Annotated in this window: 15 protein-coding genes and 3 pseudogenes; 1 reads left to right on the top strand and 17 read right to left on the bottom strand. The window is 60.2% G+C overall.

What is annotated here, in order from left to right; translation table 11 throughout:
- Nucleotides 1–247: 247 nt before the first annotated feature.
- The 15 genes and pseudogenes from BG60_RS40250 to BG60_RS34145 all read right to left on the bottom strand — a co-directional run.
- Nucleotides 248–378 (bottom strand): annotated as a pseudogene (locus BG60_RS40250) (acetyl-CoA C-acyltransferase); the annotation flags it as partial.
- 96 nt (nucleotides 379–474) lie between these two features.
- On the bottom strand, nucleotides 475–915 hold the full coding sequence (locus BG60_RS34210) for a dihydroneopterin aldolase (protein ID WP_008344979.1): 441 nt from the start codon (nucleotides 913–915) through the stop codon (nucleotides 475–477).
- On the bottom strand, nucleotides 912–1,574 hold the full coding sequence (locus tag BG60_RS34205) for a sarcosine oxidase subunit gamma (protein ID WP_008344981.1): 663 nt from the start codon (nucleotides 1,572–1,574) through the stop codon (nucleotides 912–914). Before BG60_RS34205 ends, BG60_RS34210 begins: the two co-directional genes overlap by 4 nt.
- The gene (locus BG60_RS34200; protein ID WP_034474307.1) at nucleotides 1,564–4,566 is read right to left on the bottom strand and encodes a sarcosine oxidase subunit alpha family protein; all 3,003 of its coding nucleotides are present in this window, start codon (nucleotides 4,564–4,566) and stop codon (nucleotides 1,564–1,566) included. The genes BG60_RS34205 and BG60_RS34200 overlap by 11 nt, the downstream gene beginning before the upstream one ends.
- A complete protein-coding gene (locus tag BG60_RS34195) occupies nucleotides 4,563–4,874 on the bottom strand; it encodes a sarcosine oxidase subunit delta (RefSeq protein ID WP_008344984.1) in 312 nt (103 codons plus the stop codon). The genes BG60_RS34200 and BG60_RS34195 overlap by 4 nt, the downstream gene beginning before the upstream one ends.
- A 21-nt stretch (nucleotides 4,875–4,895) precedes the next feature.
- A complete protein-coding gene (locus BG60_RS34190; RefSeq protein WP_008344986.1) occupies nucleotides 4,896–6,140 on the bottom strand; it encodes a sarcosine oxidase subunit beta family protein in 1,245 nt (414 codons plus the stop codon).
- A 31-nt stretch (nucleotides 6,141–6,171) separates the two neighbouring features.
- Nucleotides 6,172–7,566 carry an L-serine ammonia-lyase gene (locus BG60_RS34185; RefSeq protein ID WP_008344988.1) on the bottom strand — a complete coding sequence of 465 codons (1,395 nt, stop codon included), beginning with the start codon at nucleotides 7,564–7,566 and terminating at the stop codon, nucleotides 6,172–6,174.
- 539 nt (nucleotides 7,567–8,105) lie between these two features.
- A pseudogene (locus tag BG60_RS34180) lies at nucleotides 8,106–9,295 on the bottom strand (YbfB/YjiJ family MFS transporter).
- 341 nt (nucleotides 9,296–9,636) lie between these two features.
- Nucleotides 9,637–11,109 (bottom strand): purine-cytosine permease family protein, encoded by a 1,473-nt coding sequence (locus BG60_RS34175; protein ID WP_008344992.1) that lies wholly within the window; start codon nucleotides 11,107–11,109, stop codon nucleotides 9,637–9,639.
- Nucleotides 11,110–11,130: 21 nt separating this feature from the next.
- The gene (locus BG60_RS34170) at nucleotides 11,131–11,928 is read right to left on the bottom strand and encodes a creatininase (RefSeq protein ID WP_033537181.1); all 798 of its coding nucleotides are present in this window, start codon (nucleotides 11,926–11,928) and stop codon (nucleotides 11,131–11,133) included.
- Nucleotides 11,929–12,237: 309 nt separating this feature from the next.
- A complete protein-coding gene (gene purU / locus BG60_RS34165; RefSeq protein WP_008344997.1) occupies nucleotides 12,238–13,119 on the bottom strand; it encodes a formyltetrahydrofolate deformylase in 882 nt (293 codons plus the stop codon).
- Nucleotides 13,120–13,828: 709 nt separating this feature from the next.
- Nucleotides 13,829–15,205: an L-serine ammonia-lyase gene (locus tag BG60_RS34160; RefSeq protein WP_008344999.1), complete on the bottom strand. Its 1,377-nt coding sequence runs from the start codon at nucleotides 15,203–15,205 to the stop codon at nucleotides 13,829–13,831.
- A 9-nt stretch (nucleotides 15,206–15,214) separates the two neighbouring features.
- Entirely contained in the window at nucleotides 15,215–16,474 is a 1,260-nt protein-coding gene (gene glyA / locus BG60_RS34155) for a serine hydroxymethyltransferase (RefSeq protein ID WP_008345001.1), read from the bottom strand.
- A 70-nt stretch (nucleotides 16,475–16,544) separates the two neighbouring features.
- The gene (locus tag BG60_RS34150) at nucleotides 16,545–17,756 is read right to left on the bottom strand and encodes a M24 family metallopeptidase (RefSeq protein ID WP_008345003.1); all 1,212 of its coding nucleotides are present in this window, start codon (nucleotides 17,754–17,756) and stop codon (nucleotides 16,545–16,547) included.
- A gap of 338 nt (nucleotides 17,757–18,094) precedes the next feature.
- A complete protein-coding gene (locus BG60_RS34145) occupies nucleotides 18,095–19,108 on the bottom strand; it encodes a GlxA family transcriptional regulator (RefSeq protein WP_008345005.1) in 1,014 nt (337 codons plus the stop codon).
- An 832-nt stretch (nucleotides 19,109–19,940) separates the two neighbouring features.
- Between BG60_RS34145 and BG60_RS38520 the strand changes: the two genes are divergently transcribed.
- Entirely contained in the window at nucleotides 19,941–20,222 is a 282-nt protein-coding gene (locus tag BG60_RS38520) for a hypothetical protein (RefSeq protein ID WP_144403842.1), read from the top strand.
- A gap of 45 nt (nucleotides 20,223–20,267) precedes the next feature.
- On the opposite strand, the gene BG60_RS37975 is transcribed toward BG60_RS38520, so the two are convergent.
- Both BG60_RS37975 and BG60_RS34130 read right to left on the bottom strand, forming a co-directional pair.
- Nucleotides 20,268–20,651, bottom strand: coding sequence for a hypothetical protein (locus tag BG60_RS37975; RefSeq protein WP_008345009.1), 384 nt, complete (start codon nucleotides 20,649–20,651; stop codon nucleotides 20,268–20,270).
- 856 nt (nucleotides 20,652–21,507) lie between these two features.
- A pseudogene (locus tag BG60_RS34130) lies at nucleotides 21,508–22,531 on the bottom strand (IS110 family RNA-guided transposase); the annotation flags it as partial.

The raw sequence follows: 22,531 nt of genomic DNA, 5'->3' as shown, positions 1-22,531 counted from the left end.
GAGGCAAATTCCTTTACGTCAAGTTAGCGTCGCCGGCTTCCTCGAAACCAGCTTAGTTATCGATAGAACAGCTGCCCATGTCCTGTTGCTTTGGCGCCCTCGTCGCCCGTCCAAATTTGTCGTCACCGAGTTGTCCGCACCTCGACAGACAGTTAATGTCCTGTCGAACCCGCGTACTGAGTCACGCTCGGGGGTGACGTCGAAGATCGTGCTTTTAATTTCTTTGCGCGCCGCTCGTAACAGGGCATTTCATTAGGAGCACAACCACCGCAGCGTCTTTGCCGCCCGATCCCCTGCCGGCCGTCACAGCGACGTTCTCCTTCGCGAACACTGGCTTCAGCGCGGAGAAATCGTCGGCGTGGCATCGCGGCGCTGATGTTTGTTGGTGGCGAAGGAGCGCCGCAATTCGCATCTCCCTGTTTTCGGGCGCATTCGGAAAGCCATGCCGCCGTGCCGCGCCGTAAATTGCGGCGATCAAGAAGCCCGAAGCGCGGCGGTCTCTGCGCGCCACGCGTTGTAATCGGCGCGACGCCAGTCGAGCTCAAGCCCGAGCCGCCTTGTGCCCTCACGAATCTTCGGCTTGTGCAGCGTAAGCGTGAGCGCATCGAGCGCGGGCCATTCGTCGAACGAGAGCGTGGCGATCTCCACCGCGAGCGTCTCCAGCAAGCGCGTATGCGGCTTCTCTTCGAGAAACGCGCTCACGCGATTGCACCACGCCTCGTAGTCGATCAGACCATTGTGCGACTCATGCGGCTTACCGCGATAACGCAGGCTCGCATCGATGCACACGGGCTGCGGCCCTTCATGCTCATGCTCGTACAGGCCGACGCGCGTCTTTACGATCAGCTCGTCGACGACCACGCGCCAGCCCTGCCCGCCCGTATTGAACACGTCAAGCGGTTCGAACGGCTTCATGCGAGCAGCGGCGCGGCCGCGTCGAGGATCATCTTCACGAAGTAATCGGCGAAGCTGCGGCGAATCACAAGCTCGTAACGATCGCCACCCAGCGGCACGATCGTCACCGATGCTTTGAAGTAGTGGCTCTGCGCGCACTGCCCTTCGCCGAACAGCTTCGGATGCAGGTCGAGCGGGCAGCCGCGTGACAGCACTTCGCGCGTCTTGGGACCGTCAATATCGAGCACCGTGTAGCCGCTGCCGATATCCACCGCCGCCGAGAACTGGCCGACGATGGCCTCGCGCAGCTTCGCTTCGAGCGGTGCGGGGCGCGAGGCATCGTGCGCGGCATCGGAATGCACAAGCCATTCATCGGGACCGAGCCACAGCATCGTGTAGCCGTTGCCACGCGCCACCGTGTTCGGCTGGTCGGGCGGCGTGCAGCCGATCACGTTCTGCACCGCCTTGACGAAGGCCGGATTACGCGTGTCGCCACGCACGTTCACGAGTTCGAGGAACGGCCGCTCCGTCAGACGAAACTTCTTCGGCGAGCCGCTCTGATGCGCTTTCATCAACGCATCCGTGCCTACGAGCGGGGACTCTTGCCAGGTGCCGCTGAGGCCTTGCCCGCTGATCGCACGGTCGACGACGGTCGAGGAACCTTTGATCTCATTCAACATGCTGACGTGCTCCTTCGCTGTCGTAGAACACCGAGCTGGTGATCTTTGCATTCACGCGCCTGCCGTTCGCAAGCGGAATCATGACCGATTGGCCGATCTTGTCGAGACCGCCCTTCACGACGGCCAGCGCGATCGAGCGCTTCAAAATAGGGCTGTAGTAGCTCGATGTGACGTGTCCGAGCATCGGCGCGGTATCGCCCTGGAACGGACCCGCGACGATTTGCGCGCCTTCCGGCAGCACGTTTTGCGGATCGTCGGTGAGCAGACCGACGAATTGCTTGCGCCCCTGCCTCGCCGTATCCGAACGCGTGAGCGATCGCTTGCCAATGAAATCTTTCGACTTCGCCACCAGGCCGCCCATGCCGAGGTCGTAAGGCGTCATCGAGCCGTCCGTGTCCTGTCCGACGATGATGTAACCCTTCTCCGCGCGCAGCACGTGCATCGTTTCCGTGCCGTACGGCGTGATTTCGAATTCCGCGCCCGCTTCCATCAGCGCTTCCCACACCGCGCGTCCGACGTTCGCTGGCACGTTCACTTCATACGCGAGTTCACCCGAGAAGCTGATGCGCATCACCCGCGCCGAGGCGCCCGCCACCGTGCCATCGCGATAGCTCATGAACGGGAACGACGCATTCGCGAAATCGATGTCCTGACACACCTTCTGCAGCACCTTGCGGCTGTTCGGGCCGACGACGGCAAAGGTCGCCCAATGATCCGTCACCGAGGCGAGACGCACGCGCATGTCGGGCCATTCGGTCTGCAGCCAGCGCTCGAGCCACGTCAGCACGCGTGCGGCGCCGCCGGTGGTCGTCGTCATCATGTAGTGCTGGTCGGCGAGACGCACAGTCACGCCGTCGTCGAAGATCATGCCGTTTTCGTCGAGCATCAGGCCATAGCGGCACTTGCCGATTTCGAGCTTGCTCCACGGATTCGTGTACATCCAGTTCAGCAGCTTCGCGGAGTCCGGGCCCTGGATGTCGATCTTGCCGAGCGTCGATGCATCGAGAATGCCGACGCTCTGACGCACCGCGAGCGATTCACGCGCGACCGCCGCGTGCATGTCTTCACCGGCTTTCGGGTAGTACCACGGACGCTTCCAGTTGCCGACGTCTTCGAACATCGCGCCGCTTTCGACGTGCCATTCGTGAATCGCGGTCTTGCGCACCGGATCGAGAAACTCGCCCAGCTCGCGGCCCGCGAACGTGCCGAACGTGACAGGCGTGTAGTTCGGGCGGAAGGTCGTCGTGCCGGTCTCGGGAATCGTCTTGCCGAGCGCGTTCGCGAGAATCGCCATGCCGTTGATGTTGCCGAGCTTGCCTTGATCGGTGCCGAAGCCCATCGCCGTGTAACGTTTCACGTGCTCGACGGACTCGAAGCCTTCGCGCGCCGCGAGGTAGATGTCGGCGGCGGAGACATCGTTCTGGAAATCGACGAACTGCTTCGGACCGCGCGTCGCCATTTCCCTGTTGCCGACGATCCACAGCGGCAGCATCGGCGCTTCGGCGATCTCGGTCACTTGCACCGGCTGCGGTTTCGCGACCCTATGCCCCGCCGCGCGCGCCGCGTCCGCGCCCGCTTCGACGCCGAAGCGTATCCCGCGTGCCAGCGAAAACTCGCCCGCGCACGCGCCGACGCTGCTCTCGGCCTGCATCGCCTTGCCGGGAACGAAGCACGCTTTTTCGTCGTGCCAGTGCGCCTTACCGCCCGATTGCGCGAACAGATGCAGCACCGGACTCCAGCCGCCGGACAGCGCGACCAGATCGCATGGCAGATTGGCCTGTTTCTGACCGGTTTGCCCTTGCGCAAACGACGCCACCTCGACCGACACCACGCGTGTCTTGCCGTGCGCAACCGTGATCACCGCGTTGTTCATCACGCGGATGCCCTGACGGCGCGCCGTCGCCGGCAACGTGCCTTTCAACTCGGCGGCACGCGGATCGACGACCGTCACATCCGCGCCTGCGGCCTTGAGATCGAGCGCACATTGGTACGCGTCGTCGTTGTTCGTGAACACGACGGCCTGGCGTCCCGGCAGCACCGCATAGCGATGCAGATAGGTCGACACCGCCGACGCGAGCATGATGCCCGGCAGATCGTTGTTGCCGAACACGATTGGACGCTCGTGCGCGCCGGTCGCGAGAATCACGCGGTTCGCACGCACTTTCCACATGAGTTCGCGCGTGCCGCTGCGGCAGGACACCGGCAGATGCTCCGTCAACCGCTGCGTGATAGTGACCAGATTGTGATCCTGATAACCGAACGCCGTGCTGCGCGAGAGAATCTTCACTTCGGACATCTTACGCAATTCGGCTTCGAGTTTCAGCACCCATTCGAGCGCGGGCTTGCCGTCGATCTGCGCCCGGCACGACAGCAGCGAACCGCCGAGTTCACGCTGATCGTCGACCAAAATCACGCGCGCGCCGGACAGACCTGCCGCATGCGCCGCAGCCAGACCTGTTGGCCCGCCGCCGACGACGAGCACATCGCAGTGCGCGAAACACTTGTCGTAGCGATCCGCGTCGAGATGCTTCGGCGCTTCGCCGAGGCCCGCCGCATCGCGGATCACTTCTTCGTACTTCGGCCAGAACTTGCGCGGCCACATGAAGGTCTTGTAGTAGAAGCCCGCGGGAATGAAGCGCGCAATCTTCTGATTGACCGCCATGCGGTCGTTCTCGATGTTCGGCTTCGCATTCACGCTCTTCGCGACAAGTCCCTGATACAGCTCCACTTCCGTCGCACGCGCATTGGGCACCGTGTACGCGTCGGTTTCGAGCTGCACGATGGCGTTCGGCTCTTCCACACCCGCCGTGATGATGCCGCGCGGCCGGTGATATTTCCAGCTACGCGCGACGAAGCGCTCACCGTTGGCGAGCAGCGCGGACGCGAGCGTATCGCCCTCGAAGCCTTGATACGTCTTGCCGTTGAACGTGAAGGTCACGGGAATCGCGCGGTTGATGCGCCCGCCCATGCCGAGTCGGTCTTTCTGGCTCATTTCGACGTGCCTCCCGTCTTTGCCACATCATCGGACATAACAGCCAACGGACGGTCGAACGTCTCGTAGCCCTGGATTTCATAACTGACGGTGTCGCGCTGCGCCTTGAACCAGCGGCGGCAGCCTTGCGCGTGCATCCATTGCTCGCGATGCACGCCGCGAGGATTCTTGCGCATGAAGAGGTAGTCGCCCCATTCCTTGTCGGTGAGCTTTTCCGTGTCGAGCGGACGCGTGATATCCGCTTCGCCGCCGCAGGAAAATTCGGTTTCGGCGCGCGGCCCGCACCAGGGGCATTCGATCAGCAACATGGTTTCTATCTCCAGTGCGGTTTAGTGGGCCACGGCGGCAGCGCCGTGCTCGTCGATGAGGTGACCGGTATAGAAGCGATCCAGCGAGAACGGCGCATTCAACGCATGCGGCTCGTCCTTCGCGATCGTGTGGGCATACGCCCAGCCCGAGCCCGGCGTCGCCTTGAAGCCGCCCGTGCCCCAGCCGCAGTTGAAGTAGAGTCCCTTCACGTCGGTCTTGGAGATGATCGGGCATGCATCCGGCGAGACATCGACGATGCCGCCCCACTGGCGATTCATGCGCACGCGCGAGAACACCGGAAACATCTCGACGATCGCTTCCAGCGTGCCTTCGATGATGTGGAAACTGCCGCGCTGCCCGTAGCCCGCGTACTGGTCGACGCCCGCGCCGATCACGAGATCGCCCTTGTCGGACTGGCTGATGTACGCGTGCACCGCGTTCGACATGATCACCGTGTTCACGACCGGCTTGATCGGCTCGGAAACGAGCGCCTGGAGCGGATGACTCTCGATAGGCAAACGCACACCGGCCATGTCGGCGAGCGTTGTCGTGCTGCCGGCCGTGACGACCGCGACCTTCTTCGCCTTGATGAAACCCTTCGTCGTATCGACGCCCGTCACCTGGCTTCCGTCGCGGCGAATACCGACGACTTGGCAGTTCTGGATGATGTCGACGCCCGCCCGGTCCGCGCCGCGCGCGAAGCCCCAGGCCACCGCATCGTGACGCGCGACGCCGCCGCGACGCTGAATCGACGCGCCCAGCACCGGATAGCGGCTGTTGAGGTTGATCGTCGGCTCGATTTCCTTGATCTGCTGCGGCGTGAGGAACTCGGCATCGACGCCATTCAGTCGGTTCGCATTCACGCGACGTTCCGTATCACGCACGTCCTGCAGATTATGCGCGAGGTTCATCACGCCGCGCTGGCTGAACATCACGTTGTAGTTGAGATCTTGTGACAGGCCTTCCCACAGCTTCATCGCTTTCTCGTACAGCGCGGCCGATTCGTCCCACAGATAGTTCGAGCGCACGATGGTCGTGTTGCGCGCGGTATTGCCGCCGCCGATCCATCCCTTCTCGAGAATCGCGACATTCGTGATGCCGTGCTCTTTCGCGAGGTAATACGCGGTCGCGAGACCATGACCGCCGCCGCCGACGATCACCACGTCGTACTCGCGCTTCGGCTCGGGACTTCGCCACTGGCGCTCCCAGTTCTCGTGATACGACATGCCGTTGCGCAAGAGGCTGAAGATGGAATAGCGGCTCATGGTGTTTCTCTTCCTTCGTGGGGTCCTGAATTCAGCATTCGATGACGTTGACGGCGAGGCCACCGCGCGACGTCTCTTTGTATTTCGTCTTCATGTCGGCGCCGGTTTCGCGCATCGTCTTGATGACCGAATCGAACGACACGTAGTGCGTGCCGTCGCCTTTCATGGCCATGCGCGCGGCGTTGATCGCCTTGATCGCGCCCATCGCGTTGCGCTCGATGCACGGAATCTGCACCAGCCCGCCAACCGGGTCGCAGGTCATGCCGAGGTTATGTTCCATGCCGATTTCCGCGGCGTTTTCCACTTGCGCGGGCGTGCCGCCCATCACGGCGGCGAGCGCGGCCGCGGCCATCGAGCACGCGACGCCGACTTCGCCCTGACAGCCGACTTCCGCGCCGGAGATCGAAGCCGTTTCCTTGTAAATAATGCCGATGGCCGCGGCCGTCAGAAGGAAGCGCACGATGCCGTCGTCGTTCGAGGCGTGCATGAACTTGACGTAGTAGTGCAGCACGGCGGGAATCACACCAGCGGCGCCGTTCGTCGGCGCGGTGACGACGCGCCCGCCCGCGGCGTTTTCCTCGTTGACGGCCATCGCGTAGAGATTGACCCAGTCGAGCATCGAAAGCGGATCGCGCAGCGACTCTTCGGAGCGCGAACGCAGCGACGCGGAAAGATCAGCTGCACGGCGCTTCACATGCATCGGACCAGGCAACTCGCCGTGCGCCTTGCAGCCGCGCTCGACGCACGCAGCCATCACGCGCCACACGGCGAGCAGGCCTTCGCGCGCCTCGGCTTCGGTGCGGTTCGCGCATTCGTTCTGCATCGTGATTTCGGCGATCGAGAGACCCGTGTCGCGGCAGATGCGCATCAGATCGTCGCCGGTGCGGAACGGATGCGGCACCGTGTTGCCCGCGCGCAGGCCGTTCACACGATCGCCCCCGCGATTCACGACGAAGCCGCCGCCGACCGAGTAATACTCTTTCTCGACGAGCAACTGGCCGTTCTCGTCGAACGCCTGAAAGCGCATGCCGTTCGGATGCACGATGCTCGACCCCGGCGCGCCCGGCATCAGCTTGCGATAGAAGCCGATGCTTTCGCGCTCCTCGAACACGACGTCGTGCTTGCCGAGCAGCTTCAGGCGCTTTGTTGCACGGATGTCGGCCAGACGCGGTGCGATCGTGTCCGGATCGATGAGATCGGGCAGATTGCCTTCGAGCCCGAGCATCACGGCCTTGTCGGTGCCGTGGCCCTTGCCGGTCGCCCCGAGCGAGCCGAACAGTTCGGTGCGAACGCGGGTGACGAACGCGAGCAGATTTGCGTCCTCGATATTCGACGCGAAACGGCATGCCGCGATCATCGGCCCGACGGTATGCGAGCTGGACGGTCCGATGCCGATCTTGAATAAATCAAAGACGCTCACGTTCACGGGTTCTCCTCGTTTTGGTCGGGTGGGCCTGCGCCCGGTTCTCTCTCTTCACGCTCATTGGACCAAAACGCAGCTCAACTTGATAGAACAAAAACGGCACCGAGATGGGACGACGGCGTCAGGCCGCGCACAATCTAAGTTTTATGGCCTAGTCGATTCTACGTTTTGCATTCCTGACCAAAAGCAGAAGCATCGAAAGAGATCGTTGTCCGTCATGACCCTCGAAGTCTCTTCCTCAGAAAGAAACGCCCGACTTTCTATCGAGGCTCCAGCGGTCGTCTCAATGTATTTACTAAATCCGCGAACTGCTTTCTACATTACGTTCGCGAACGCTGCCACATTCGGGATTTTTGAAGCCTCGCCCGCGAGTTCATCGCTGGCATCGAGCGTGGATTGCGCTGCATCCGTTTGGGCGAGATGGGCAACGGGCCAGCCGAGTCAAACGCAAAACGCCCGTCGGTCAAGATCGCGTAGATCGGTCGCCGTCCCACAGAACATCAATCACCGAAGCCAGCAAACGGTAAAAGGCTAACGCGTATCTATGCCCCGCAGTCCCTGTTTGTCCTAACTCGCAAGGGTTTCTGCCTTGCGGCGAGGACCGCGCCTGCAGCCAGTAAAAACGCGGAGTATGCGAGTCCATGCGCCAAAGCCTGAGCCGTCAGACACCCAGCCAATTATCACGGGTCCGACAATCTGCCCGAAGGCGAACACGATCGTGAATGCGCTGATACCTGCAGTCCACTGACTGGGCGGAAGGTTGTGTCTGACAAACGCCGTCGTCGATGCGACAGCTGAGAGAAACGTCGCGCCGAATATCACGCCGGACGCGAATACTGCAGAACTATGCACGATGAGCGCGGGTATGAGCGTCGCAAACGCCAACAGTGCATTGAATATGGCCAAAGCCTGACCGCCGCGCATGTGAGCAAGCAGCCCGGACCATAAAAGGGCTGACAACACGGTCGCCGCGCCGAGAAGAATGTAGAAACTGCTCACCGTCGCGGCACTCATGCCCGCGTTGCGAAGTAGCGCAACGATGAAGGTCATGTAGCCGATATAGCCAACACCGAAGAGCCCATAGCCGGGACAGCGCAAACCCAAGACGTCGCCACTGTAGAGATTCGCCCGAAGCCCCATAAGATTTTGAGGCGGACCCAGGCGTCATGTAACCGGATTCGATCCGTCGCGCTGCCGCGATAGCAATGACCGAGAACGCGATACACGCAGACGCAAGCGCGAACCATGCGAACTGCCAACCATGCACGATCGGACGAATGGCGAGCGGGACAAGAATCGACGAAGCCACAATACCCCAACCGATGCCACCGTAATACAGCCCGAGTATGAGGCCAGAGGCGCGATGTGACATTGACGCGAGCCGCGCCGCAAGCACGCCGCCCCCGACGAAAATGAGTGCACTGCCAACGCCGGATGCAACGCGCAACATGAGCAACGACTCAGTGTTAGCCACCACGCTGCTGAGCGCCACCGTCGTCGCAGTTGCAATACAGCCAAAGCGGAACAGAGCGCACGGCGTCCACCGACGCGACAGACGGGGGAATGCCAGTGCTCCGAGCAAATATCCCAGTGCATTAGCGGTGTTCATCGTGCCGGCAGTGGCGAAACTCCAGCCGAGGTCCCGTTGCATCGCGGGCAGCAGCAAAGCATACGAGAAGCGAGCGAGCCCTAGTGCAACCGCGCTTCCGAGCGACAGTGCGGCCGTCAACATCAGCACACGTATCTCATCGGGTGCGCCCGCGCATGACAACGGGCTCGAGCGCTGAGATCCCACGTCCCGACCACCACCCGTTCCGACAACGCTCAGACAAGCGCCCTTCTTTGCATCTTTACGGCACATTGCTTCGTATCCGTTGCCTGCGATCCGCTTGGCAGGAGCAGATCATCTTTCTTGCACTTCCCAGTTGAGAGTCGACTCGCCGTTCGCACTCAAAAAACGTCATGTTCTTCTCTCTCCACGCGTGGCTTGATTCCGTCGTCGAGAGTGAAAGCCCGCGATGCCCCGTTGACGCACTTCTAACGGGATCGCGGGCCACCATGATACGGTCCCGTTCAGACGGAACCGGACGTCACGTCGGCAGCAGCCATCCTCACTGCGGACTGCCGAAACGACGGATGGCGTCGTGCCAAAACGAAGTAGGTCAATGCCGACAAGACCAATCCGGATTCGAAGCTCAGATCGCCCCAGCCAAGGTAGTTGCGCATCAAGGGACTGACAAAGGTCGGCGAATTAGAGAAAAGGAGCGACGCCGTGATCCCGACCAACAGAGCCACGATGCCCGGCCAAAAAATTCCCCCTGTGTACCAGTACGCACCGCTGCCCCACTTCATCCAAGCATCTGCCTGATAACGGCCACGGCGCATAAAGTAGTCAACAATCACGATAGCGGCCCACGGCGCCGTCCAGAAGACCATGTAATTCAGAAAGACCTGGTACATGTCGAAGAACTGGCCATAAAATACCGTGACCACCCGAAACCCCAGCGTGAAGAGCGCGATGATCGTAAGCGACGTCACCCGGTTGATCGGGATACGCAATGCCAGCAGTCCCAGACCAGCTGTGTAGCCGTTGGGCACATTGGCCGCAATGCCGCCCAGAATGATCGCGAACAGCAGCGGCACGATGAACCATGTCGGGAGAAAGCGGCCGAGCTGGCTGACCGGATCCTCACCGAGCGTGCCGCCCAACGCCGTCGCAAAGAGCACACCGATGATTTCGCAGAACATTAGCGCGACGAACTGCCCGCCGCCGGCAGCCAACACGATCTTCTTCCAGCTCGTTTCAGCGGGAAAGTAACGACTGTAGTCCGAGGCAAAATTCGCCCAGCCGATGGGATAAGAGAAGACGATCCCCATCGCGATCAGCCAGGTGCTGAAAGAGGCACCACCGTGATTGATGGCCGACGCGGCAGCGAGACTCGTATGCGGCAGCACGAAAGCCGCAAGTCCACCAAACAGGATCGCCAGCGCCAGCGCAATCCATTTCTCCGCCGCGATGATGGTTGCATGGCCAAAGATCGCGAGTAGGATCTCCGCCGCTAGAATAATACCGAGCGAGATCCAGACAATGGCGTGACTGTGAAACCCACCCATCTTCAACAGCGTTTCCATTGCCTGCGTGGCGACTACCGAGTTGATCGAGAACCAGCTAAGCGCCGACACGAGACTCACCGCTTTCGGCAGGAACGATCCCAACTGCCCGAACGAACTGCGCGAAGTCATGATGCCGGACGTGCCGGTACGCGGCCCCATGATTGTCGTCAAGCCGAGCACGAAACAACCCAGCAGGTTACCGACCAGAATTGCGCCGAGCGCCTGCCACAGCGACAATCCCTGCGATAGTGCTAGCGCGCCCGTCACGACCACCACGTAGTTGGTGTTAGCGCCGATCCACATCTTGAACAGCTCCGCCGGCGTACCGTGGCGATCCTTGAGCGGGATCGGATCGATGCCGTGCTGCTCAACGCTCCAGGCCTTGTCTGCTGCGACGGCGCCGTGCGCGTTACCCTTGTCGTAGTTTCCCATTGCTGTCTCCTTCCTGGCGAGTCAACCACGCGGGGCTTTCGCCCGCGCATCGTAAGCTTCGTTAAGTGCGCGCGAAATCCCCGCTACGCAGACCTCGAACAGCAACGCGCCCTTTTCTGCGGACGCGGCCGCTGCCGAAGACAGGCAACCGGACGACGGCGTCCATTCCGGAATCGGCGGAAAAACGTCGTATGGCGGAAACGTCGCGGCCCCATGCGTCGGGACGAGCGACATGTCAACCAGATGAGGATGCAGGTGCAACATCAGCGAGGTCTCCAGCACGCCACCGTGCTCGACCGCCCAGCCAGGAAAACCCTCCGGATAGATCCGCGCGATCGTTTCCTCGGTGACAAAGTCCCAGTAGGACAGCATCACGACCTGAAAATCGTTAATGCCTTCCCAACGCAGTTCACGAATCGCGAGGTCGACGCCCTCGACCGCGAACATCGAATTTTCAAAATGACCGTTAATCAGGCAGATTTTCCGCGCGCCGTGTCGCGCGAATTCCTTCAGCACGTCCTTGACCGTCGACGACAGCGTATGTCCGTCAAGACTGGTTGTGCCGCACAGGTGATTGCCGCCGCCGCTCTTTTGCTGCGACTTGTAGCCGTAGGCGATGGCCGGCGCCACCAACGCGCCGATTTTCTGACCGACTGCCACTGCAATGGCGCTCGGCAACAGCACGTCCGGGTTCATTGACATATGGGGCCCGTGCTGTTCCAGCGCACCGATCGGAATCAGGATGGGCTGGCCCTCCTGTCCAACCCGACGCGCGTATTCCGGCCACGCCAACTCTCCTATCACCACGCTCTTTTCCATGGAACTGTCCCTCCTTGTCTACGATTTCTATGAGTGTGCCGCTACAGATGCCCGTAAGTTTCCGGATCATCGTAGGCATCTCAAAATAACGGAAAGTTTTCGTACGCGACAAAAAGCTTCGCGTATTCGACGTCGAGTTCGCGAGACTAGATGGTCAAGCGATTCCGGTCAAGGAAAGGTGGTCGCAGTGCACCAAGAACGGCAGTGTGCGTAAAAACTGTTTCGCGGATATTCATTGATTGTCTCCAAATCAAAGGGAATCGCTACGGATTCGGCTCTGGCTCTTTCGGCCACTTTGCCGATTTTGGCCTACTGAAGCACGACGGTACGGTTGCCGTTGATGAACGTGCGGCGTTCGATGAACCATTTCACGGCGCGCGCAAGTGCGAGACATTCGACATCGCGACCGGTCGCCAGCAACCGCTCCGGGTGGGATGCATGATCGACGCGTTCGACGACTTGCTCGATGATCGGACCTTCGTCGAGATCATCCGTGACGAAGTGCGCCGTTGCACCGATCAGCTTTACGCCCCGCGCATGCGCCTGATGGTAGGGCTTGGCGCCCTTGAAGCCGGGCAGGAACGAGTGGTGGATGTTGATTGCCCGATTCGCCAGGCGCCTGCACAGATCGGCGGACAGCACTTGCATATAGCGCGCAAGCACGACAAGCTCAGCGCCGGTACGTTCGACTAGCGCGAGCACCTGAGCCTCCTGCTGCGACTTCGTGTCGGCGGTGAGCGGCAGGTGATGCCATGCAATGTGGTTCGCGGTTGCGAGCGGTTCCAGATCGGGATGATTCGAGATGATGCCTACGATGTCCATCTGCAGTTCCTCCATGCGCCAGCGGAACAGCAGATCGGCAAGACAATGGTCGAACTTCGACACCATGATCAGGACTTTCGGTTTTACCGACAGGTCGTGAATCGCCCATTCCATGTCGAAGCGCTTCGCGAGCGCAGCGAACCCGTCGCGTAGCGAACTGAGCTGCAGCGTCTGCGCGGATGCGCCGTGAAAGACGCAGCGAACGAAGAAGCGTGAGGTAAATTCGTCGTCGAACACGTCGAACTCGTCGATATAGCAGCTTCGCTCGTCGAGAAACCGGACCAGCGCCGCGACCTGTCCAGGTGCACTGGGACAGGCCACAGTGAGTGCGAATCGAGCCGCCGCATTATGGGAATTCGTCTTCTGCATGATGCAATCTCTCAAGTTCCGTTTTCCTTGCTGAGCCACGCGGGCACCGCGTTGTCAGAATTTCGGGACCGCCGCCTTCCAGTCGTCCGCGCGACATGGTGTTGCGGAGTGTCAGGTACCCCGTCATCGATGCATCGCATGGCTGTTGAAGCGTGCCCGAGCACGATCAACTGCAATACGCTCGACTACATCCGGGAAAGCACGCGACACCCCGCTCAATATCCGTTTCCGATCCAATTCGGAACGAGCGGCGACGCTCTGTTCGGATCGAGCATGCGATCTCAGACCTCTCGTTGACGACGCTCCCAAGTACAATCCATTTCCGTTGCCAAGGCCCACATTGGGTTCGCGGCCGGCCGGCACGTCATCATGCTCTCGACGGTTTTCAGAAACGGCGTTGCCTATGTCATCGCGAAGACCGACAAAATCGCGACGCGCTTTTTCACGCAGATAGAATCACGTGCGAATTGCGGCTCCATCTTTTTTGTCGGCTCGCCACCTAATGACCGGCGACTCGTACCACGTTTGACTGCGATCCGTTGCGCGGCCGACAGCTGGCATCCCTGATACGCTGCGGCCTGATGAACTGGGTGCACGCCGTTCAGTGGTTTGCGTTCACGCGGCGGCCGGTGTGAAGCACTGCCTGTTGTGCAGACGAAGGAGTATCAAACCGCGGCTCATCTCTCAGGTTCCTTCTCCCTCTTTGCTCTTAACATTCAATGACGTTCACGGCCAGCCCGCCGCGCGACGTCTCTTTGTATTTCGTTTTCATATCCGCGCCCGTCTCGCGCATCGTCTTGATGACTTTGTCGAGCGAAACGTAGTGCTTACCATTACCGCGCAACGCCATCCGCGCCGCATTGACCGCCTTCACCGCGCCCATTGCGTTACGCTCGATGCACGGAATCTGCACCCGACCGCCGACGGGATCGCAGGTCATACCCAGGTTGTGCTCCATGCCGATCTCGGCAGCATTTTCGACCTGCTCGGGCGAACCGCCCAGCACCGCGGCAAGTGCGGCGGCCGCCATCGAGCACGCGACACCGACCTCGCCCTGACAACCCACCTCGGCGCCAGAATTCGAAGCGTTCTCCTTATAGAGAAGTCCGATGGCGGCCGCGGTCAACAGAAACGCCACGACGCCATCGTCATTCGAACCCGGCACGAACTTGAGGTAGTACTGCAGCACGGCCGGAATGATGCCGGCCGCGCCGTTGGTAGGCGCGGTCACGATGCGCCCACCTGCAGCGTTCTCCTCGGTGACCGCCATCGCGTATAGGTTAATCCAGTCGATCATCGATAGTGGGTCGCCTACACACGCTTGCAACGGCGCCTTTAACTGACGAAAGAACGCCGGTGCACGCCGTTTGACCTTGAGCGGCCCGGGCAGCACCCCTTCCGTCGAGCAACCGCGTGCAATTGCACCGGCCATGACGTCGCGGATCTGCAGCAACCCTTCTCGTATCGCCGACGGCGTACGCCAGACTGACTCGTTCGCAAGCATCACTTCGGCGATCGACAAACCGCTTTCGCCACAGATGCATAACAGATCGACGCCGGTTTTGAACGGGTACGGCACGCGCTTCACCGCCTGCACGCCGTTCATCCGCTTGCCGGTATCATCGACGACGAAGCCGCCGCCAACCGAGTAGTACGCCTGGGTGTCGACGGGTTCGCCCTCTCGGTCGAGCGCGGTGAACCGCATTCCGTTGGGATGAAGCGGCAGCACCTCGCGACGCAAAAAAGCGATCTGCGATTTCACGTCGAATCCGATCCGCCGCACACCGGCGAGTTCGAGCGATTTCGTCTCTCGAATCTGGGCGAGGCGGCGCTCGGCATAATCGGGATCGATTGCATCGGGCAGATTCCCCTCGAGGCCAAGCAAGATCGCCTTGTCGGTGCCATGGCCCTTTCCCGTCGCGCCGAGCGAACCAAAGAGCTCCGCTCGGACCTGGCAAACCCGATCGAGCATGCCTGCATCGCGGATACGCGCCACGAAGCGACACGCGCCAATCATCGGGCCCACCGTGTGCGAACTTGATGGCCCGATGCCGATCTTGAAGAGGTCGAAAGTGCTGACGTTCATCCTTGCTTCTCACAGCCCCATATACACGGGAAACCGGGCGCACAATTGTGCAACCTGCGCGCGAACGCGCTCCTCGACCTGCGCATCGCCCAGGTTGTCGAGCACGTCGCAAATAAGTGTGGCGGTCTGCGCAGCGTCGTCTTCACGGAAACCGCGCGTGGTGATGGCCGGCGTGCCGATGCGGATACCGCTCGTCACGAACGGCGACTGCGGATCGTTCGGCACGGTGTTCTTGTTGACTGTGATGTGTGCACGGCCCAGCGTGGCATCGGCATCCTTGCCTGTAAGGCCTTTCGCGATCAGGCTCACGAGAAAAAGGTGATCATCGGTCCCACCGGACACCACGTCATAGCCGCGCTCACCGAACACGGCGGCCATCGCCCGCGCATTGGCTAGCGTGCGAGTCTGATAGTCGACAAACTCCGGACCGAGCGCCTCCTTGAATGCCACCGCTTTTGCCGCGATCACATGCATCAGCGGGCCACCCTGCGTCCCGGGGAAAACCATCGAATTCAGCTTCTTCTCGATTTCGCCATTAGCGCGTGCGAGAATCAGGCCGCCACGCGGACCGCGCAGCGTCTTGTGCGTGGTCGTCGTCACCACGTCGGCAAACGGAACCGGATTCGGGTACAGACCCGCCGCAACCAGTCCCGCTACGTGCGCCATATCGACGAAGAGATACGCGCCGACGCGATCGGCAATCGAACGGAAGCGCGCGAAATCCAGCACGCGGGAGTAGGCGGAGAAGCCTGCAACGATCATTTTCGGCTTGTGCTCGAGCGCGAGGCGCTCGACTTCGTCGTAGTCGATGAGGCCCGTTTGCGCATCGACGCCGTACTGTACGGCATTGAACACCTTGCCTGAAAAGGACACTTTCGCGCCGTGTGTGAGATGGCCGCCATGGGCGAGGCTCATGCCAAGAATCGTATCGCCGGGCGTAATTAAGGCCAAATAGACTGCGGCATTCGCTTGCGAACCGCTGTGCGGCTGCACGTTCGCGTAGTGAGCCGCAAAAAGCTGCTTTGCCCGTCCAATTGCCAGCGACTCGACTACGTCGACGTGTTCGCAGCCGCCGTAGTAGCGCTTACCCGGATAGCCTTCGGCGTATTTATTCGTCAGTACTGAGCCCTGCGCTTCCAGCACGCGCGGACTCGTGTAATTTTCAGACGCGATCAGCTCGATGTGATCTTCCTGGCGCTGTCGCTCAAGGCGCATCGCGTCAGCCAGTTCCGGATCAAACCCGGCAATCGTTTGTTCTCTGGAAAACATTGAAGCGGTCTCCTGCTACATCATGGGATGCCTGCGGCCTAAGCCGCAGGAGGACTGAAATGTAGCCTCGTCAGGCCTTGATGATGTTGTGCTCCGGACCGTACTTGAATCCGGTGATGTTAGTCGCTTCTTTCTCGCCGACCACCAGGATGTCGTGCTCGCGGTAGCCGCCCGCACCAGGCAGGCCCTGCGGCACCATGATCATCGGCTCCATCGAGACGACCATGTTCGGTTCAAGGATGGTGTCGATGTCTTCGCGCAGTTCCAGACCGGCTTCGCGGCCGTAGTAGTGCGAGAGTACGCCGAAGGAGTGCCCGTAGCCAAACGTGCGGTATTGCAGCAAGTTGTACTCGGCGTAAATCTTGTTCAACTCGTGGGCGATATCACTGCAGCGCGCACCCGGTTTGATCAGCTTGAGGCCCGCCTCGTGCACTTCAACGTTGACCTTCCACAGACGCAGATGCTCATCGGAGCAGTGGTCGAAGAACATCGTGCGTTCGAGCGCCGTGTAGTAACCGGCAATCATCGAGAAGCAATTCAGACTCAGAATGTCGCCCTTCTGCACCTTGCGCGTCGTGACGGGATTGTGGGCGCCGTCGGTATTGATGCCGGACTGGAACCACGTCCACGTGTCCATCAACTCCGAGTCCGGAAAACGCTTGGCGATCTCGCGCACCATCGCCTGCGTTGACGCAAGTGCCACTTCGTGCTCGGGCACGCCTTCGTGCACCGCTGCTGCAAGCGCCGCGCCGCCTACGTCGCAGACATTCGCGCCGTGCGTGATGACTGCGATTTCTTCCGCCGACTTGATCATGCGCATACGCATGGTCTGCGCGCTAATATCGACGAATTCGACCGAAGGCAGCGCTGCCTTCAGTTTGGCCAATACTTCGACGGGAACCTGGTCGAATTCGACGCCCACGCGACCCTTGTTGTCGATCTCGCCTTGCACCGCGCGGAAGAAGTTGTCGCGCTGCCAGTCGGTGTAGACCACGTTGTAGTCACCGACCGTGCGACGCCACGGTTGTCCGCCATCGATGTTGGCCGAGATGGACACGACCTTTTTCGGCGTCACGACGAGGCCGTACTTGCGGCCGAACGAGCAGTAGAGGAAATCCGCGTAGTAGTTGATGTTGTGATACGACGTGAACAGCACGGCGTCGATATTCTCACGTGCCATCAACTCGCGCAGCTTGCCTTGGCGGTTGACGTACTCCGCGTCCGAAAAGGTGTGCTTAACCTTCTCGCCGTTCTCGATGCGAATCAGACTTTCCATTTTCATGCGCTCGCTCCTTGGTAAAAGCACAGGGGGTATGAGCGAATAGTAGAGATTAGGCGAATTTGAACATTTCTCCATTCGACGTGACCCTTTTCCGTTTCGACATTCAGGGTTAACCACAGGAAGTACGCATACGGGTATGTCCGGATGACATGGCACCCGCTCAGGGTTTTGGCGGAAGCGAGCAGAAGGAGAGAGGTACGCGAATGCGGCTCCCGTAGCGAGCGTGCGGACGGCCCACGAAGGCCTGACTTATCTCGTTAACCTAAGAGTGTGTGTGCCCGTAGCGGAGCACACATCGCGCCGAATGATCTCGGGTGCGTTCGTACTGAGTGCGCTTTTTAGAGTGCGTTTTGATAGCGTCGGCGATCGACGCTAGGCGAGATTTGGAACAGCGCTTTGTAGCGGGTGGCAAAATGCGTCATCGACGTGAAGCCAGTACGGGCACAGACCTCTTCAAGCGGCTTCGCAGTTCGGTAAAGCAATTGCCGCGCTCGCAGCAAACGTATTTCGAGATACGCTTGCGCCGGAGTCTTGCCAAGCCGTTCATGAAACCAGCGTTCGAGCTGCCGTTGCGAAACGCGCAGATACGACGCAATCTCGGCTACCGAAAGCGTTTCCTCCACATTGCTTTCCATCATTTGCAATGCGTCATCGAGCTTGGCATGTTCGGCACCCATGTACTGGCGCAACGAAGTGCGTTGGTGCTGCTCGTGGCTCCGCCGTTCAGCGACGAGCAATTCGAGGACGCGCGCCGCGAGTGAGCGGCTACCCGGCGCCATGCCCAGCAGGTGAACCATCAGGTCGAGCGGCGCTATACCTCCACTGCAGGTATAGCGGTCCCGATCGACCTCATACAGGTGATTCGACACTGTGAGCTTGGGAAATTGCTCCATCAGAACGTCTTGATCTTCCCAATGGATCGTGCACCGATAGCCGTTCAGCAGCCCGGCACGCGCAAGGAAGAAGCTGCCTGTATCGAGACCGCCGAGCGCCGCGCCGTGGCGCGCCCGGACTCGCAACCAGTCGAGCACCGAGCCAATACCTCTGCGCGGAATGGGATTCGGCCCGACCACGAAGACAGCGTCGAAGTTGTCGCTCTCAGACATCGAGACATCGGGAAGTACGCGTATCCCATCGCTTGAGACTGCCACGTGTCCATTGGGTGCGATCAACTGGTAATCGTAGACACGTCGTCCGACAACCATGTTTGCGATTCGCAACGGATCGACGGCGGCACTGAGCGCAATCAGCGAAAAGTTCTCGAGAAGCAAGAAACCGTATTTTGTGACGCGCAGATCATGGATTCCGTCCGGCTGTCTTTCTTCTGACATGGAATTGATTGTCGGTGGCATGATAGAGCGGTTATTCGTGGCAATGCCATCATAGTTGCCCGACCGGGCGTGACACAACAGCAGACGCGCTCGGACGTCACTATCACAAGCGGCCGAGGGATTTGGCTTTCGACCGGTACTGACGCGTATAACTATGGCACCGAGTGCGATTGGAGCACGGTGGACTTATCGGTTGGCCCTCCAAAGTGCCCTACCAAGTGTCCACGTTTGGATGGCCTTCGGAACGACCGTACCGTCTGCTCGTTGCGAGAGACGGCGTCGGTTCGTCAGATCCAAAGCTCTCATTCTCGTTAGACCGTGCCCTCAGCGTCCACTCGTACGGGGCGCTTTATGAACCAAGTCCGATATCCTCGCCCGATCGTTGACAAGGTTCCCGCGACGGCGAGCGCTCGATCTGGATCAAGCCGTCGGTCGCCCGAGTCGAATGTGGAGCTCCCGTCGTGAGGGCGATGCCAAGGGATACGGTCCATCTGCCGTAACAGTTGTGTCCGCCGATGCTCGCGTCGATAGTGGGCGACCATGAAAATGGCGCCCGCCAGCAGGACCGCGAATCCCATCACCATAATTATGTACCTTTCATCCATCTCGAGCTCCTGCTAACCGGCGCTGTCTGCCGTCATTTACGCGTTGCCATTCAGTCGATTAATATCCCGACCGCGATCCATCTGCCTCCCGGTCCTTCAACATACCTAATTTGTGATCCGTACAAGCAGGCCCGGCGCTACACGTGACATGCTGGGATACCTTCCGTATGTGACAGTCATGGACGGATAGATCTAGGCGGGGGACACGTATGTCTCGGGCAGGCATAAAGATTACAGATGTCTGTGCAATGGTTGTCATTCCATACGTCCAGCCAGGAATCGTCAAAAAAAATAATGCGGTCAATGCCGCCGGCCTCGACAATTTGGCGCACAGCCTCACGGTTCACGAACGCGCCCGGCCGCTCGTCCGGGAAAACGACTTGCATAAGCGGGCCGAAGTGCTCGGTGACTTCACTGAAACTCGCGCGCCGCGACGGATCAGCTACGCCCAACCAGAACAGCAGTGCTGCCCTTGGACATGCAGGATCACGAACCACGAAGCGCAAGACCTGGTTCCCGGGAAATATTGATATCGTTTGCATGACTAAACACCTCGCTAAAAATTCTTGGCCGCTTCAAGGCTGCCGCGGAAAGTCCTCCATACGGCTAACGTTTCTTGCGTTCTTTTCCAGTTCATGGTCGACCCAGATTCTTCCCCATCTCATCGCATAACGCAGGGCCTGCGTAGCGTCGTAGAATTGATCCAGCGCGCGAAAATGACGTGATGCGAACCCCGGCCGAACGATGACCAGATCGGCGGCATAGAGTTCGTCAGTCGTCGGCCTTGCAAGCGCATTCAGGCGGTAGCCTTCGTGTTCGGCACAACAGTCGAGCGGTTCAACGCGTCTCGAATGGGCAGCTACGGTCCGCCTCTCACCGGCAGATTGACCGGTGATTGAAATGACGCGTGTCGCCCCAAACATCGGTGTCTCTTTTGAACGGTTCATTTGGATATCCATGCTTTTCCTAATTGCTAGAGAAAGCCCCCGTTGAATCGGGCACGCAGCAAACGGCCCAATTGCAGCGCAACGGGTATCGATTCGAATGTGGCACACGACTACGCATACGCGGACGTGCTTGCGCTCGCGGCCCTTCTATGAAGGGCGCGACGGCGCACGGTCGTGAACGGCCATCTGAGATGGGAGCCCGGCCTTCGCTGTACTGTTTCTTTTTAAGCGAAGAGCCGGGCCGGAGGAAGTGCTGACTTGCCCGCGAGACCACCGCGGCTCCGGGTGCCTGTCACGGCCTCCGCCTTGGTGCGCCGATAGATGCCCCTGCCGGCCTGGGCTGGAAGGGAAAACGGCGCGATGAGAAAGGTCGAGACAAAAGACACGGCTATAGTTCGAAAGCGATTAGTTGGCTGAACATTCGAAATGCATCAGCACCATTAAAGCCTGTTTCCGACAATAATGCAAGGCAAGTGAAAGCTATGAAGAATCAGCCGCAGCCTTGCGGCTAATGCAGCGATACTGTAGGCTTCTATGGGGCATTGAAAGTCAAGCCTTTTCGCGGTCCGTTTTTACGTCAGTCATCTCCCATGGATCACCTCGTCTGATGTTATGGAATCCTCCGTATCGTATCAAGGGAACGTTTCACAGCAGTTGAGGCTGGGGTGTCTCAAGTCCGGAGATTTGACCGGACCAACTTCTATCCGTGCCGGCACGAGACCGGGCACCACATACCGCATGCGCAAGGCGCTGGAACCACCCCATTATGGACGCGCCCCATCTAGAACTACGGTTATCCGATGGGTAACCCACCTACTGTCCGGGCGCGCTCAACCTTCAGACGCTGTTACCGCTCGACGTTGGCTGTTCAAGTCGCCGTCACCTTACTTGCCGGTGACTTGAGGGTTGCCCCGAGGGGAATCTCACCGAATTCCAGATAGCGCCATAGTGCGACCGACAGACGTCGCGCAAGCGCCACAATGCCGATGCGTCGGACACGCTTGCCACCGCCTGCGAAGCGCTCCTTGAACCAGTGGCTTAGCTGGCTAGCGGGCTGGAAACGCAACCAACTCCAGGCTAGTTCCACCATCAGCCATCGGGCTCGCCTGTTGCCGATTTTGCTGATGCCCTGCTCAACTTCACTGGTACCGCTGGCATACGGGGTTGGCGCCAGACCTAGGCAGCCGGCCACTTCGCGGCGGTTGTGAAACTGTCGCCAGCCGAACAGTTCCCTGACCAGCGTCCAGGCGCTGCCTGCTCCGATACCTGCAAGGCGCGCGAGTAACGCGATTGCTGGTTGAGCGCCGCTGCGAACCTCACGCTGCTGCTGCGCCTCGAGCGTCCTGATCTGGCTGGCAGCAAGCGTCAGCCGATCGCATTCGCGGTCGATCTCGGCGCGCACACCTGGCAACAAACGGGTGGCGTTCTGTGCCCACCAATGCGTCCACGCACGCCCACCGATGCGCTCGACCCGCAGGTTGTGGAGTACCAGCAGCGAGCGGATCCGGTTGCTGTGGGCGGTACGTTCCTGCCTCAGGCGATCGAGCTCACGGTGTACCCGCCGGCCATCCTCCTGTTCGGGAGTCGGGATGCGCGCGACTGCCCACACCCGGCATTCACCCGCGTAGTAACGCATCAGCATCGACAGCAGTTTGTCGCTGTCGAGACGGTCGGTCTTGGCGCGGCGCCTGCGCCGGTTCACTTCGATACTGGCCGAGTCCACCACCAGGTTCGTGATCTGAATGTTCCTCCAGGCAGCGGTGCAGCCAGAAACCGTCGCGCCCGGCTTCGTAACAGCTGCGCACCGGAGCCTCGGCGGCCAGATGACAGCGGACCTTGACCTTCGCAATCGCCGTGAAGACTGCGGCCGTATCGCCGGCGGCTACTGTGTG

Source organism: Caballeronia zhejiangensis (assembly GCF_000698575.1).
Classification (GTDB): domain Bacteria; phylum Pseudomonadota; class Gammaproteobacteria; order Burkholderiales; family Burkholderiaceae; genus Caballeronia; species Caballeronia zhejiangensis.
The sequence above is the reverse complement of the archived record's forward strand: the minus strand, read 5'-3'. Positions and strand labels throughout refer to the sequence as shown.